13 protein-coding genes are annotated in these 14,455 nt (G+C 57.8%); 10 read left to right on the forward strand and 3 right to left on the reverse strand.

Annotation, left to right across the window (positions count from 1 at the left end):
- Nucleotides 1-75: 75 nt before the first annotated feature.
- Nucleotides 76-888 (forward strand): secretin N-terminal domain-containing protein, encoded by an 813-nt coding sequence (locus tag KFJ24_RS13235; protein WP_350455577.1) that lies wholly within the window; start codon nt 76-78, stop codon nt 886-888.
- Between the two features lie 3 nt (nt 889-891).
- Here KFJ24_RS13235 and KFJ24_RS13240 read toward each other — a convergent pair whose 3' ends face one another.
- Nucleotides 892-1,389, reverse strand: coding sequence for a J domain-containing protein (locus KFJ24_RS13240; RefSeq protein ID WP_250831563.1), 498 nt, complete (start codon nt 1,387-1,389; stop codon nt 892-894).
- 313 nt (nt 1,390-1,702) lie between these two features.
- Between KFJ24_RS13240 and KFJ24_RS13245 the strand changes: the two genes are divergently transcribed.
- From KFJ24_RS13245 to KFJ24_RS13270, 6 genes are all read left to right on the forward strand, one after another.
- Nucleotides 1,703-2,806 (forward strand): efflux RND transporter periplasmic adaptor subunit, encoded by a 1,104-nt coding sequence (locus tag KFJ24_RS13245; RefSeq protein ID WP_250831564.1) that lies wholly within the window; start codon nt 1,703-1,705, stop codon nt 2,804-2,806.
- Nucleotides 2,806-5,844 (forward strand): efflux RND transporter permease subunit, encoded by a 3,039-nt coding sequence (locus KFJ24_RS13250; protein ID WP_250831565.1) that lies wholly within the window; start codon nt 2,806-2,808, stop codon nt 5,842-5,844. Before KFJ24_RS13245 ends, KFJ24_RS13250 begins: the two co-directional genes overlap by 1 nt.
- A 125-nt stretch (nt 5,845-5,969) precedes the next feature.
- A complete protein-coding gene (locus tag KFJ24_RS13255; RefSeq protein WP_250831566.1) occupies nt 5,970-6,284 on the forward strand; it encodes a DUF3301 domain-containing protein in 315 nt (104 codons plus the stop codon).
- 118 nt (nt 6,285-6,402) lie between these two features.
- On the forward strand, nt 6,403-7,329 hold the full coding sequence (locus KFJ24_RS13260; RefSeq protein WP_250831567.1) for an esterase/lipase family protein: 927 nt from the start codon (nt 6,403-6,405) through the stop codon (nt 7,327-7,329).
- 7 nt (nt 7,330-7,336) lie between these two features.
- Nucleotides 7,337-8,449 carry a lipase secretion chaperone gene (locus tag KFJ24_RS13265; RefSeq protein WP_250831568.1) on the forward strand — a complete coding sequence of 371 codons (1,113 nt, stop codon included), beginning with the start codon at nt 7,337-7,339 and terminating at the stop codon, nt 8,447-8,449.
- 82 nt (nt 8,450-8,531) lie between these two features.
- Entirely contained in the window at nt 8,532-9,965 is a 1,434-nt protein-coding gene (locus KFJ24_RS13270; RefSeq protein ID WP_250831569.1) for a sensor histidine kinase, read from the forward strand.
- On the opposite strand, the gene KFJ24_RS13275 is transcribed toward KFJ24_RS13270, so the two are convergent.
- Nucleotides 9,898-10,560, reverse strand: a complete 663-nt coding sequence (locus KFJ24_RS13275) for a response regulator transcription factor (RefSeq protein WP_250831570.1) — start codon at nt 10,558-10,560, stop codon at nt 9,898-9,900. The two genes, KFJ24_RS13270 and KFJ24_RS13275, sit on opposite strands and share 68 nt — an antisense overlap.
- Before the next feature lie 193 nt (nt 10,561-10,753).
- Between KFJ24_RS13275 and KFJ24_RS13280 the strand changes: the two genes are divergently transcribed.
- The 3 genes from KFJ24_RS13280 (at nt 10,754) to KFJ24_RS13290 (ending at nt 13,774) form a co-directional block, all read left to right on the forward strand.
- Nucleotides 10,754-11,494 (forward strand): substrate-binding periplasmic protein, encoded by a 741-nt coding sequence (locus tag KFJ24_RS13280; protein WP_250831571.1) that lies wholly within the window; start codon nt 10,754-10,756, stop codon nt 11,492-11,494.
- 103 nt (nt 11,495-11,597) lie between these two features.
- Nucleotides 11,598-12,893, forward strand: a complete 1,296-nt coding sequence (locus tag KFJ24_RS13285) for a pyridoxal phosphate-dependent aminotransferase (protein ID WP_250831572.1) — start codon at nt 11,598-11,600, stop codon at nt 12,891-12,893.
- 56 nt (nt 12,894-12,949) lie between these two features.
- A complete protein-coding gene (locus KFJ24_RS13290) occupies nt 12,950-13,774 on the forward strand; it encodes an inositol monophosphatase family protein (protein WP_250831573.1) in 825 nt (274 codons plus the stop codon).
- A gap of 24 nt (nt 13,775-13,798) precedes the next feature.
- On the opposite strand, the gene slmA is transcribed toward KFJ24_RS13290, so the two are convergent.
- Nucleotides 13,799-14,386 (reverse strand): nucleoid occlusion factor SlmA, encoded by a 588-nt coding sequence (gene slmA / locus KFJ24_RS13295; RefSeq protein ID WP_250831574.1) that lies wholly within the window; start codon nt 14,384-14,386, stop codon nt 13,799-13,801.
- Nucleotides 14,387-14,455: the final 69 nt, after the last annotated feature.

Genomic DNA, 14,455 nt, shown 5'->3' on the forward strand with positions numbered 1-14,455 from the left:
ATATACCCCCGGTTTTCAACTTGGCAACCCACTGCCCGGAATTTTTTAAAATTCAGTAACGGGTCGGGAGCAGAAATGACAACGAAACAGACCAATCCTCCATGGCAGGGAGCGACCAGAATCCATCAGCTCCTGATGGCATTGCTGGCAATCTGCCTGTTTTCCCTCAGCGGAATGGCCCAAGCAGAAGCCCGTATTTATGAACTGCAGAATCGCCCAGCGGACGATGTTGCCACCCAGATACGGGAGCTCTATCAGAATGCTCCGGTCACAGTAACTGCCCGGGGGCAACAGGTTGTTGTCAGGGCTGAGGCGCAACTGCTCGACGAAATCGGCACTCTTATTGACACCATGGACGTGGCACCTGCACAGCTACGAATCACCGTGCGCTCCCGGGAAGACATCGGCGGCAAACGGTCCGGTGCCGGATTATCCGCCTCCGGAAACCAGGTAGGCGTCACCGTCGAACGAAAGGTAACCACCACTGGCAACACCCGTGAACGAACAGTCATCGTCCAGGATGGACAGTCGGCCCATATCACCTCAGGCCAGGTTCGCACACTGCCCATCGCGATTCGCGGCGGCCGCAATCCGGCTGCGTTTCTTGAGCAGGTCGAGACCCGAAGTGGTTTCCTGGTGAGCCCCCAGGTGATTTCTGACAGGGCCATTGAAGTGAATATTGTCTCCTTCGAGGAAGACCCTGCCGCCCTGCCCGGTTATGAAACCGAGGCGGTAGTAACCATCCGGCGGGTGGAGCCGGGGCAATGGGTTTCCCTCGGCAGCACGGCTACAAGCTCAAGCCGGCAGCAATCTGGCATTACCTACAGCGTGAAGAGCAATCAGCAGGAAAGTCGGAGCTTTGAGGTAAAGGTCGAGATACTACCTTAGGCATCAGGTACGGTAGGGTCGGATCAGGACACTCTTGGCTTCGTTGATCTTGGCCGCCAGGTAGTCATTGCCGCCACGATCCGGGTGCAGCTTCTGGATCAAACGGCGATGGGCAAGGACAATTTCTTCCTCGCTACACCCCCTGCGAACACCCAGCACCTCACAGGCTTCCTGCTCTGACATATTGCCATGAGCCGCAGTTTGCCCCTCACTGGAGTCGCTTCCAGCCCGGTTACCGTCGCCTGTCCCCAGATGCTGCCTGAACGCAGGCGCAAATTTTAATAGCCCCGGAAGCTTGCGCAATAGCGGAATCAAGGCGGCAACGGCGGCGGTCAGGACATGCACCCTTCCGGTCAGGACCATGAACAGAAGAAGCGCAGCACCGACGACCAGGACAACTTTCCAGATGGCGGACTTTTTCTTTTCCGGCGTCAACGCGCCCCATTGTTTAAGCACAACAAAAACTGCGGCCGCCAGAGCGATGCCGAGAATCCACTGCATAGGTTGATCCTTAGCTAGAGTACAGCCGTAATTCTGTCACTGACTCCGGTGAAAATACCAGCATCCTGCAATCAAAGTCGTTTTTCCGAAAAAGCAGCCACCGCAATCCGGTAAACTATCCGTAAATGCCGAGAAAGCGGTGACAAAGCCCCACTGACTTTTGTAGGATGCTATGCTTTACGGAATAGAACTAATTCCCAGACTCACATGGAACACTGCCCGCAACTGATCGGCAAGGGATCGCAGGTCAACCGTCCCCTTTCTCTTATGTTGCTCTGACTCAGAACGAACACCGATTCCCAGGATTTCAACTATGCGCACTGCCTCCCGCTTCGTGATCGTTATCATCTTCCTTGGTGTCGTCCTTGGCGGCATTTTTGGTTACAAGTTTTACCAGTTTGACCAGATGAGCGAGAAAATGGGCCAGCCACAACCACCGGCCCAGATCTCTGCAGTGAAAGCCAGGACCGAGCTGTGGACACCGGCGATAAAAGCGGTTGGCAGCATTGAAGCCGTCAACGGTATCAATGTCGCTAATGAAGTCCCGGGGGTAATCGAAGCCATCAACTTTGAGTCCGGCGACAGTGTCAAAGAGGGCGACGTCCTGATCCGTATCGACTCTGCCATTGACCAGGCCGGTCTTCGGACCCGGAAAGCCGAAGCCCAGTTGGCCAACCAGGAGTTCAAGCGGGTCTCCGACCTGTTGCCCAAGCGCGCAGTTTCCCAGTCCCAGTATGATGAAGCCAAGGCCAATTTCGATGCCGCCCGCGCGCGCGTCAACGAGGCTGAAGCCGAGCTCAGCAAGAAAATCATTCGTGCGCCCTTTGATGGCAGACTGGGCATCCGCCTGGTCGACCAGGGCGAATACATCGCAACTGGCACGGCGATCGTGGAAATCAACATGCTGGACCCCATTTACGTGGATTACACGTTGTCGGAGAAGAACCTGCAGAATGTGGGGAACGGCTATCCGGTCATTGCGACCGTTGCGGCAGTACCTGACCAGAAGTTTGAAGGGACGGTCAGTGCGATCAATACTTCCGTGAGCCCGGAAACCCGCACCGTTCGTATTCGCGCCACCCTGGACAACCGGGAGCATCTCTTGCGCCCGGGCATGTTTGCCACGGTGATGACTCGTCAGCCCAAGGATGATGAGGTAATTACCGTGCCCCGCACGGCGGTTTCATACAACACCTACGGTGACTTTGTTTTCGTGGTGGAAAAGAACGATCAGGGTAATCTGGTCGTGAATCGCCGCTCCATTACTTCCGGTGAAACCCGTGACGGCAGGGTTGCCATCCTGTCCGGCCTGAACGAGGGTGAAACCGTCGTCTCCAAGGGGCTGCTGCGTTTGCGTGCTGGCCAGTCAGTTGAGATTCAGGACGATTCCGCGAAGTCGCAGGGGGCGCCTGAATAATGCGATTTACCGATATCTTTATCCACCGTCCCGTTCTGGCGACGGTGGTCAGCCTCCTGATCCTGCTGCTCGGCGCCCGGGCAGCGATGGAGATGGAAATTCGTCAGTACCCCGAGCTTGAGAGCACCACGGTTACCGTAACCACGGCCTATCCGGGTGCCAGCTCTGACCTGATCAAGGGCTTTATAACCACACCGCTCCAGCAGGCCATTGCTGAAGCCAGTGGTATCGACTACCTGACCTCGACCAGTTCCCAGGGCATCTCTACCATTGAAGCCAAAATGGTGCTCAACTACGACGCCAATGCGGCCCTGGCCGAGATTCAGGCCAAGGTGGCCAGCCAGCGCAACGTCCTTCCCGCAGAAGCACAGGACCCGGTTATTACTTCCACCACCGGGGACTCTACCGCGCTCATGTACATTGCGTTTTACAGCGACGAGCTGGGGGTTCCCCAGATCAGCGATTACCTGACCCGGGTGGTGCAGCCAAAACTCCAGGCGCTTTCGGGTGTCGGTAAGGCCGAGCTGATTGGACGTAAGTTTGCGCTTCGGGTCTGGCTCGATCCGGAGCGACTGGCTGCGGTCGACATGACCCCGCCAGAAGTGGTCGCCAAACTGCGCGCCAATAACTATCAGGCCGCGGTGGGCAACACCAAAGGCCAGTACACCGCCATCAGCATGACCAGCGACACCGATGTCGCTGACCCCGACCAGTTCCGAAACCTTGTGGTGAAACAGTCAGGCAGCACCCAGATCCGCCTGCAGGATATTGCAAGAGTGGAACTTGGCTCGGAATCCTACGACCAGCTGGCATTGTACAAAGGCAAACCGGCCACCTATGTCGCTATCGAACTTGCACCCGGAGCCAACCCTCTGACGGTTGCCGGACTGGTCAAAGGCGCGCTCCCGGACATCCGGAGCCAACTGCCGTCGGGACTCGATGTCCGGCTGGCCTATGATGCTTCGGACTTCATCGAGGACTCCATCAACGAGGTTATCAAGACCCTGCTCGAGGCACTGGTCATCGTGCTCGTGGTCGTATTCCTCTGCCTTGGCTCGGTCCGCGCATCCATTGTGCCCTCGGTGGCAGTGCCGCTGTCGCTGATTGGTGGCGCTTTTGTAATGCTGATGTTCGGTTTTTCACTCAACCTGCTCACCCTGCTCTCCATGGTTCTGGCCATAGGCCTGGTAGTGGACGACGCCATTATCGTGGTGGAAAACGTCCACCGGCACATCGAAAAAGGCGAGTCTCGATTCGACGCCGCAATCAATGGCGCGCGTGAAATGGCCGTACCGATCATTGCCATGACCACAACACTGGTGGCGGTTTATGCGCCGATCGGGTTCATGGGCGGACTGGTAGGCTCCCTATTCACCGAGTTCGCGTTCACACTTGCCGGCGCGGTCGTTATTTCAGGCATTGTCGCCCTCACCCTGTCGCCGATGCTGTCCGGAAAGGTACTGAAACCCCACGGCAACCCGGGCAAGTTTGAGAGCCTGGTGGAGCGCAGCTTCAACGGCCTCTCAAATGGCTACAAAGCCGCACTCAGTTCGTTGATGCAGACCAAATCGGTGGTGATTTTCTTCGCTTTTGTGGTACTGGGATCCATCTATTTCATGGCCATGATGAGCAAGAGTGAACTGGCGCCCACCGAGGACCAGGGTATCCTGTTCTATCAGGGACTGGGCCCACAAACATCGACGCTGGATTACCTGCAGGAGCATGGCGATGAAATCCAGAACCGGATGTCAAAGCTCCCGGGTTATAACGAGGACTTCATGATCATTGGGTTCACCGGCCCCAACGCCGTATTCGGGGGTTTCAAGATGGCGCCCTGGAGTCAGCGTGAGGTGTCCCAGTCCGAGGTGCAGCCAACCCTGAACGCCGAGCTCAAAAAGGTCACGGGCCTGCAAACTGCCGTATTCCCGCGACCTTCCCTGCCGGGCTCGGGTGGCGGCCTGCCATTCCAGTTTGTGATCACCACTGGTAACAGCTACGAAGAGCTTAACCAGGTTGCGGACGAGTTGCTGGGCAAGGCCATGGGCAGTGGCAATTTCATGTTCCTGCAAAAATCGATCAATTTCGATCGCCCTGTTACCCGCATCAATGTCGATCGTGACAGGGTGGCGGACCTGGGCCTGTCGATGCAGGACGTTGGCCAGTCACTTTCCAGCATGCTGGGTGGCGGTTACATTAACCGGTTCAGTATGGAGGGCCGGTCCTACCAGGTGATTCCACAGGTAGACCGGAAATTCCGGTTGGATGAACAGGCGCTGAATGACTATTACATCCGCACCGATACCGGCGACCTGGTACCGCTGGGCAGCGTGGTCAGTTTCAGGCATGACGTGGAGCCCTCCAATCGCACCCAGTTCAATCAGCTGAACTCGCTCACACTGCAGGGCGTGGTCATGCCCGGTGTCGCTGCCGGCACCGCCATGGACTATATGGGCACCACCGCCGACGAGGTATTCCCGCAGGGCTTCAGCTACGACTACACCGGCCAGAGTCGTCAGCTGGCAACCCAGGGCAGCGCCCTGGTAGTGACCTTCTTCCTGTCGCTGCTGGTTATCTATCTGGTACTGGCGGCCCAGTTCGAGAGCTGGCGGGATCCGTTGATCATTCTGGTATCCGTGCCCATGTCCGTGGCCGGCGCCATGGCGTTTATTGTGCTTGGCTTCGCCACCATGAACATCTACACCCAGGTGGGGCTGATCACCTTGATCGGCGTGGTGTCCAAGAACGGAATCCTGATCGTTGAGTTTGCCAATCAACTGCAGGTTGAACGTGGACTCAACAAGGTCAATGCCGTGATTGAGGCGGCTGCCATCCGGTTGCGCCCGATCATCATGACCTCACTGGCGCTGATCTTCGCCATGGTTCCGCTCCTAGTTGCCATTGGCCCGGGCGCCGAAAGCCGCTTCGCCATTGGCCTGACCATCAGCGCGGGCCTAGGCATCGGTACGCTGTTCACCATCTTCGTATTGCCGGCGTTCTATATTTTGCTGGCACGGGATCACAACAGCGCGACCCACTGACTATCGACAACAAAAAAGCCCGGGCACCCGTCACAGAAAGACACCCGGGCACGATTCCCCGAACCGGCACAATAAGGTAGTCTGGCGCTCCACCTCGCAATTTATTGTGGAAGATTGCCGCTATCGTGACTCTGGGAAACTTTTTTTGGCTGTTTCTGGCCGGCTTTGCCATCTGGTACTGGTGGCGTGCCAAAGCCATCAAGGATTTCGTCCTGCAGGCCGCCCGTAAGTACTGCAAAACCATGGACGTGATGTTGTTGGACGATGCCGTCTACCTCCGCGGGCTCTGGTTCAAGCGTGATCCGGAAGGAAATCTCCGGGTCTGGCGCCGATTTCTCTTCGATTTCACCTCAACCGGAGAGGAACGCTACACCGGCCGCGTCATCATGCTGGGCCAGCGCATTCTCCACATGGAACTGGAACCCCACCGCTTTTCCTGAACTGCCTCCCCCAAATGGGCGATTTCCTGCCCAGGCTTCCGCGCGAATAATCAGCAACGCATTAACGACCAATAGCCGCCACCCTTGCGGCCGCCTACAAAAACAACAGGAGTTAATCATGCGTATCAGAACGACCGCAGCCATTGCGCTGGGGCTTGTCATGCTGTCAGCCTCATTCTTTACACACGCCGGCTACACCCAGACCCGACATCCCATCGTGCTGGTTCACGGCGTTACCGGCTTCAATACTATCGGAGGCCTGGTCAACTACTTCCACACCATCCCCTGGAACCTGGAACGAAGCGGTGCGCGCGTGTATTCCGCCAGTGTTTCCTTCGTCAACAGCAGTGAGCAACGAGGCCAGCAACTGGCCAACTACGTCAACGGCCTTGGCCATTCCAAGGTGAACCTCATGGCGCACAGCCAGGGCGCACCGACATCCCGTGTGACGGCCTCACTCATTCCCCACAAGATTGCCTCTGTTACCTCCATTGATGGCGTCAACAAGGGATCGAAAGTGGCGGATGTCGTACGCGGCATTCTCCCTCCGGGCAGCTATGTGGAAGGCGGAGCACAGACTATTGCCAACGCTCTGGGTGACCTGGTGAACGCATTGTCTGGTTCGAACAACCCCCAGGACGGTGTCGCCGCCCTGGAAACCCTGACCACGCGAGGCACCACCGACCTGAACGATGCGCTCGGCTGGAAGGGTGTGAATCGCTCCTCATGTTCCGGTACCGATGAAAATGTCTGGATCAACGGCAATCGCATCAAGTTCTTCTCCTGGACCGGCCGCGCCGTCTGGACCAATATCCTGGACGTCTCCGATCCGTTCCTGGGCATCACCTCCCTGGCGTTCGGCAGCGAGCCCAACGATGGTCTGGTCGGTGTTTGCTCCACCAAAATGGGGAACGTCATCGGGACCCACTACGTCATGAACCATGTCGATGCGATCAACCATCTGTTTGGCGCGCGTTCCCTGTGGACCAACCCGGTTACTCTCTACCGGTCACAGGCCAACCGTCTGAAAAATCGCGGTCTGTGAGGTTGGTATGAGACATCGTCCGTTTAAGCACCGTCGATGGCTCGCCGCCATCGCACTGTCGGCCCTGGTGGCCGGCGGTGCGATGTGGCTGTCTCAGCCCGTAGGCCCGGGCGCATCATTTACCAATCAGGTTGCCGCCGAAAGCAGCGCACCGGTAAAGCCGGGTGTTGAGCCGGATTACCGGCCAGAGTCTGCCAGTGGGGTCCGAACTGATATTCAGCAAACCAACACCTTCAACATTGCCTCAAGCACACCTGCAACCTTGGGGCCGGATCCCTTTGCTGCCTCGCTGGAAGGCACCGAGATTGACGGCGCCCTCAAGGCCGATGCCAACGGTGAGCTGATCGTTGATCTCGAGACTCGGGATTTCTTCGACTATTTCCTGAGCACCGTGGGAGAGGTGACACCAGAAGAAGCCCTGGACCGGATCCGGACACTGGCCGCCAACAACCTGCCACCCAAAGCGGCGCAACAATCGATGGCACTGCTCGATCAATACCTCAACTACAAACAACAGGCGCTGGCAATGCAAAACACAGCGCTCGACCCTTCCCGGCAAAATGATCCCGCCTACCAGCAGGAAATGCTGAACAAGGCATTCACGGACCTGAAACAGCTTCGACAAGCGGTCTTCAGTCCGGAAGCGCACCGGGCGTTTTTCGGCCTCGAAGAAGCCTATGGTGAATACACCCTGGCCACGCTCGAAATCGCCCGGCGGCCCAACCTGTCCAACGAGGCCAGGAGATCACTGGTGGCCTGGCACCGGAACCAGCTACCGGAACCGCTGCAACGCACCGAGCGCCGGCTTCTGGAGAGCAACGAAGAGAACCGGCAACGAATCGAGATCATGGAAACAGCAAGCTCCCCCGAAAGCGCGGGGCAGAAACTTATGGACCAGGGCATGTCCCCGGAGGCCGCCACCAGCGTGACCAGTTACCTGCAGGAGCGACAGGACTTCGACGCCCGCTATGAGCATTACAATAACGCACTCGCCCAGCTCCGGAACTCCGGCCTGGCCGATAAGGATCAGGCAGCGCAGCAGGCTCAACTTCTGAACCAATACTTCCCGGATAACAAGCAGCAAACCTGGGCCCGACTGAAGATGCTGGGGAGTAATTAACCAGAATGTGCGCCCACTCCCGCCATCGCAAGGCGGGACGCTTTAGACTGACGAATGCCACAAACAGGCAGGTGGGTTTTGCATGGACACCCAGATCATCAGAACGCAGCAGTCAGCCGGGTTTCGGCGTCTGCGATTCAGCCTCGAACTCGAAGCCAGCTATCGTAGACTAAGATCTGCCACCATCCGGGATCGTGCCCGCATGGTGGCCCCCGCCGGATTGCTGATTTTCGGGATCTTTGTGCTGCTGGATCTGGCCACACTGCCGCCGGATCTGGCCAGGGTTACAGTGGCCATAAGGCTATCGGTCACCTGTCCAATCATTACCCTGGCCTGGTGGTTATCCTACTGTCGGTGGCCAGGCGACCTCGCTTTCGAACGCCTCTACACTCTCGCCTATCTGGCCGGTGGTCTGAGTGTTGTGGTTATAATCGCTGCCGCGCGCCTCCGGGATTTTCCGATGCCCTACGAAGGCATGCTGCTCATGCTGATGTTCGGCTACTTTGCCATGGGCCTGCCATTTTTCTCTGCCTCCATTGCCTCTGCCATTATCATCGTCGCCTACCTGACCGCGGAGCTGGCAACTGGCCTGCAACCCGGGGCGGTCATGGCGAACCTGTTCTTCGTGCTGACCGCCAACATCATCGGCATGGTCGGGGCCTGGCTAAGCGAATACCGGCACCGGGCACACTTCCTGGATCAACAACTGCTCAATCTCCTCCACCAGTCCGCAGCGGAAGAGAGTGAGCGGAAAAGCCACCTGATCACCGTTGCCAGCCACGATCTTCGTCAGCCTCTCAATACCATCGGGATGACACTGGAAAACCTTTCCGGAGCCGGACTCATGCCGGACCAGCGCATCCTTGTGCAACGGCTTCAGGGAACCGTCAGCCACTTTCAGCGGCTTTTGGGCAACGTTCTGGATATATCTCGCATCAACGAGGGGATGATTCGTCCGGAGAACGACGTATTTGAGCTGGGTCCATTATTGGAACAACTGGTGGAGCTCACCTGCGATCACGCGGCCATGCAGGGCTCCCATGTAACCCTGGCAGATTCCGAATCAGGCATTCAGGTACTGGCAGACCCCGAGCTCCTGTCACGAGCGCTGCAGAACCTGATCGTCAATGCCGCCGATCACAGCGGTGGTGATGAAATTCGGCTTTCGGCGGCGCAGCTCGGGACGATGATCCGTATTAGGGTGAGCGACAATGGAGCTGGCTTGAGCGAACCTCTTCAGGATACGGTTTTCCAACCTTTCGTCCGTGGCGGCAGGGGCAGTGAGACGTCCGCCGGGCTGGGGCTCGGGCTTGCCATCGTCAAAGAACTGACCGACATGATGAACGGAGATTGCGGCGTTACATCCAGACCCGGCGCTGGCACTACTTTCTGGGTAGATGTCCCGCCCCCCAAGGAACAGCGAGAGGCCAGGGCGATCGCCCAACCGGCTAAAGCCATCCCATCTGCCGTGCCTGACTCACGCACTCCGTGCGATTGTGCACCCCCAGGTGGGTAAAGATCGCTTTCAGGTGGGTCTTCACCGTGTGCTCAGTAAGATTGAGGCTTTGACAGATTCGCTTGTTGGGAAAGCCCTGGGCCAGCAAGGACAATACCTCCATCTGCCTGGGTGTGAGTATTTGGGCTTGATCCGATGGCCTCGCCCGGCCCGGGAAATACTCGCCGCCGCGACTGATTGTCCGGACCATACCGAAAAGCGCCGTCCGACCCGCCGATTTCGGCAGAAAACCCCTGGCACCTGCGGCCCTGGCAGCCCGCACGGTGGTCTCATCTTCCGAGCTGGAAATAACCACCACGGGTACTGGCGGCTCTCGGGCAATCACCCTAGGCAACAGCATCAGCCCGGTCTCACCTTGCAGAGAGACATCCAGCAACACGAGATCGACCTCTTTGGGTCCGGACAATATTGCAACGGCCTGGCCAACCGAATCAGCCAGGTCCACCGAAACGGCCAGCAAGGCATGCCTCATCAGGCCCGCCAGCCCCTGAGAAAACAGGGGATGATCATCAACAATCAAAACCCGGCGCAGCGGCAGCCCCCGATCGGAGCAGATATGGTTGTCACCGGCGGCCTGGGCCGAGGGATGGCTCATGCGTGACCCCGCATTTTGTGTATTTTTGTTACTGCGGACAGTCCACTATAAATCAGTACACGCTGCTACACCGCGGCCTGCTTAACAGTTTTCGTCGAAAGCCGGAGCCATGCCAGCCGCAAAAGCCGCCCCGCCCCCTATCAGCTACACTGGATAACACAGGGACTCACCCACTCATGCGGAGACCCCACGCATGCGGATCCGAAGTATTGTCAGCATTTTCCCAATGTTGATTGCCGGGGCGGTCCTGGCAGAGCCGCCGGTTCTGAAAGCCGCAACTACGGAATACCCACCTTTCGAATACGTCGAGAATGGGCAACTCCGCGGCCGGGATGTCGAGACCGTCCGTACAGTCATTCAGAGAATGGGCTATACACCCGAGTTCCAGATTCTGCCCTGGGCCAGGGCAGAACTTATGGTTCGCAATGGTTCCGCCGATCTCCTCTTCTCTTTGACCGCGTCTCCGAAACGGCAACGTCACTTCCTGTTCACCGCCCCGATCAGCACTGCCAAAGATGTTTTCTATGCGAGGAAGAGCTCTGACGTTTCCTGGAAAAGCCTGAGCGACCTGGCCGACATGCGCGTCGGTGTTTCCGCTTCCTACAGTTACGCCCCGGAATTCATGAACTGGCTGAAAGAGGCGGAGGTCAGGGTGATGACGGTCAGCCAGGAACAGCCAGACCTGTCAGGTCTGCGCCTGGTTGCGCTGGACAGAATTGACCTCTTTATCTGCGAGCAGACGGCATGTAATTACCTCATCCAAAAATATCAAAAGCAGTATCCTGAGCTGTCACAAGTCGAGTCTATACCGGGCGTTGTTGGCCAGGAACGCGCTTTCCGTGCTGCTTTTTCGAGACAAAGACCAGATGCGAAAACCCTCCGCCTGGAGTTCAACCGGGTCCTGCGGCAGGTCAGGCAGACCAGCTCCGACTGAAATCATCCGGGTCGATTCGGCAATCACTTATCCTTACCCCTGCCACATCTATGTTGGCGTTTCCTATACTGAATGGGTCACTTCCAACCAACAGACCGGGAAAATGGACATAAAAACCGAACACCGTTACGCGATCAACCTCAACGTTCGGGGCATTCAGCCCTCTGCAACTCTTCGCATCAATGAGTTGAGCAACCAGCTCAAATCCGAAGGCAAGGACATCATCAAGCTGGGCCTTGGGCAATCCCCCTTCCCGGTGCCCGATCGCGTGGTGGACGCTCTGCGGGAACATGCCCATGAGAAGGACTATCTTCCGGTTAAAGGCCTGAAAGGTCTGCGGGAAGCGATCGCCGGTTACATCAATCGCAGCGAGCGCATGCGCTGTAGCTGGGAAGATGTATTGATCGGTCCGGGTTCCAAGGAGCTGCTTTTTATTCTTCAGCTGGCCTACTACGGTGATCTGCTGATCCCGCGCCCTAGCTGGGTTTCCTATGCGCCCCAGGCCCGGATCATTGGCCGTTCGGTGCACTGGCTGCCCACCCATGCAGAGAACAACTGGCAGCTCACGGCCGAGGAACTGGACATCGTCTGTCGGGACGATCCGTCACGACCGCGTATTCTGATTCTCAACTACCCGTCCAACCCGACCGGGTGCACCTATACCGATGATCAGTTGCTGGCGATTGCGAACGTAGCACGCAAGTACAGGCTAATACTGCTATCGGATGAGATCTACGGGGAGGTGAACTTCGAGGGCAAGCACAAGTCCATTGCCCGGTACTATCCGGAAGGCACCATTATCAGCACCGGGCTGAGCAAATGGGCCGGTGCCGGAGGCTGGCGTCTGGGGGCTTTTATCTTCCCGCCGGAGCTGCGCCCCCTGCTGGATGCCATGGCCATTATTGCCAGCGAAACCTTCACCTCAACCAGTGCACCGATCCAGTATGCCGGCATTACTGCCTTCAACGGCGGTGACGATATTGATGAATATCTGCTGCAATCCCGCAGGGTGCTCAAGGTCATTGGTGAATACGTGCACCGGCGCCTGAGCGAGGTGGGCGCCGTAGTCCAGAAGCCAGAGGGGGCCTTCTACCTGTTCCCGGACTTTTCCGGTTTCCGTGAACAACTGGCAAAAAAGGACATCAAGACGAGCCAGGCATTCTGCCAGGCGCTGATCGAAAACACCGGTGTGGCGATTCTGCCCGCCAGCGACTTCGGCTTCGTGCCGGATCACCTGGCCGCACGCCTGGCCTTTGTCGATTTTGATGGCACTGAAGCCCTGAACCTGGCCAGTGGCGACTATGCTGAAGCAGACCTTGGTGACGAATTCGTCCAGAAGGCCTGCCCGCGCCTGGTCAAGGCCATGGACAAGATGGCGGCCTGGCTGAACAGCCTCTGACCCGGTCGTGTTAGACTGGCGCCTTCACTCTTATCAGAGACCTCACCGGGGGCGCCGTGTCCGATTCTGTTTCTCTTCTCGATATTACCGTTTTTGCTGAAAACCTGGCTCGCGAGGCCGGAGAACTGATCCGTCGTGAGCGCGAAGAAAACACCCTGCGAACTGACTACAAGCAACAAACCGAGCTGGTGACCCACGCTGATGTGATGGCCGATGAATTCATTACCGGTGCCATCCGCAAACGCTTCCCCGGTCATCGGATACTGTCTGAAGAAACCATGCCGGATCTCAGCCAGGCCGAGGAACTTGAAACCCCGTTATGGATCGTCGATCCCATCGACGGCACAGTCAATTACGCTTATGGCCACCCGCAGGTCGCCGTCTCCATTGCGTACGCTGAGAAAGGCAGAGTAAGGGCCGGCGTTGTCCATGCTCCATTCCCCGGTGAAACCTTCCGGGCGACCAAGGGCGAAGGTGCAACTCTGAATGGCAAGGCGATTGAGCACAGCGGCGCGACGGTGCCGCGAGATTCCCTGTTTGCCACAGGTTTTCCTTACACAAAAGACAACCTGGAACCACTGGTTCGCCGCCTCGACGCCATGATCCACCAGTGCCGGGACCTGCGCCGCATCGGCTCCGCCGCTCTGGATATCTGCTGGGTCGCTTGCGGACGCCTGGACATTTACTACGAAAACGTCAGCCCCTGGGACTTCGCCGCAGCCCGCCTGATTGCCCTCGAGGCCGGCGCCAACGCAGGACACTTTGGTGACGTGCCGGACGGCTACCCAGCCGATCTTTATGGTCGTGATATCCTGATTTCAGCACCGGCTATCTGGGACCCGGTCCGGACTATTCTTCGGACGGCTTCAGGGTACGAATGAGGTCTGCGGGTGGTCCTGGAGAGCCTAGTTCCAGACGCCCTCAGCCACCAAGCCCCAACTCTCTTCATAGTCCGTGGACGGCAACCGCGAAAACGAGGACCGGACAAACCGCTGAATCCTCCCCTCAACGAAGACCAGCACAAAATCGGCACCTCGTGCGGCACTGGTCCTCGGCCGCAAACCCTGCCGGATCTCGCCTTCTTTAAGAGCCTGACGGACCTGGGTTTCAAGGCGCTCGAAGAACTGTGAGGCCCGCTTGCGCAAAGCCTCATTTTCGCCCATCAGGGCATCACCGGTCAGAACACAGCACAATCCGGGGTTGCGCTCTGCAAAGACCAGAACCAAATGCACCAGTTGCTGCAGGCGCACCCTCACATCTTCTTGCTCCTGAAGAATTACCTGGCAGCGCGAGAAGACTGCTTCCTCGGCAAATTCAATAAGAGCTTCAAACATTTTCCGCTTACTGGGGAAATGGCGGTAGAGGGCCGCCTCGGTAACGCCAACGGACTTTGCCAGTCCGGCGGTGGTAATACGGGCTCCCGGATCGGTTTCCAGAAGCTGCACGAGGGCGTGGAGAATCGCCTCTCGGCGACTCGGTTTCTGATCGGTCATGACAGGACTACAGCGCTCTGATTTGTCGTTTTCGGGGCCGGTCATTTGGCGCCGGCCCTCGTTTATTCA

It is taken from the genome of Marinobacter sediminum (assembly GCF_023657445.1).
GTDB lineage: Bacteria > Pseudomonadota > Gammaproteobacteria > Pseudomonadales > Oleiphilaceae > Marinobacter > Marinobacter sediminum_A.

Excerpts from the sequence above, each read along its gene's own strand:
- KFJ24_RS13235 (WP_350455577.1), top strand. The coding sequence starts at position 76 with ATGACAACGAAACAGACCAATCCTCCATGGCAGGGAGCGACCAGAATC.
- KFJ24_RS13240 (WP_250831563.1), bottom strand. The coding sequence starts at position 1,389 with ATGCAGTGGATTCTCGGCATCGCTCTGGCGGCCGCAGTTTTTGTTGTG.
- KFJ24_RS13245 (WP_250831564.1), top strand. The coding sequence starts at position 1,703 with ATGCGCACTGCCTCCCGCTTCGTGATCGTTATCATCTTCCTTGGTGTC.
- KFJ24_RS13250 (WP_250831565.1), top strand. The coding sequence starts at position 2,806 with ATGCGATTTACCGATATCTTTATCCACCGTCCCGTTCTGGCGACGGTG.
- KFJ24_RS13260 (WP_250831567.1), top strand. The coding sequence starts at position 6,403 with ATGCGTATCAGAACGACCGCAGCCATTGCGCTGGGGCTTGTCATGCTG.
- KFJ24_RS13265 (WP_250831568.1), top strand. The coding sequence starts at position 7,337 with ATGAGACATCGTCCGTTTAAGCACCGTCGATGGCTCGCCGCCATCGCA.
- KFJ24_RS13270 (WP_250831569.1), top strand. The coding sequence starts at position 8,532 with ATGGACACCCAGATCATCAGAACGCAGCAGTCAGCCGGGTTTCGGCGT.
- KFJ24_RS13275 (WP_250831570.1), bottom strand. The coding sequence starts at position 10,560 with ATGAGCCATCCCTCGGCCCAGGCCGCCGGTGACAACCATATCTGCTCC.
- KFJ24_RS13280 (WP_250831571.1), top strand. The coding sequence starts at position 10,754 with ATGCGGATCCGAAGTATTGTCAGCATTTTCCCAATGTTGATTGCCGGG.
- KFJ24_RS13285 (WP_250831572.1), top strand. The coding sequence starts at position 11,598 with ATGGACATAAAAACCGAACACCGTTACGCGATCAACCTCAACGTTCGG.
- slmA (WP_250831574.1), bottom strand. The coding sequence starts at position 14,386 with ATGACCGATCAGAAACCGAGTCGCCGAGAGGCGATTCTCCACGCCCTC.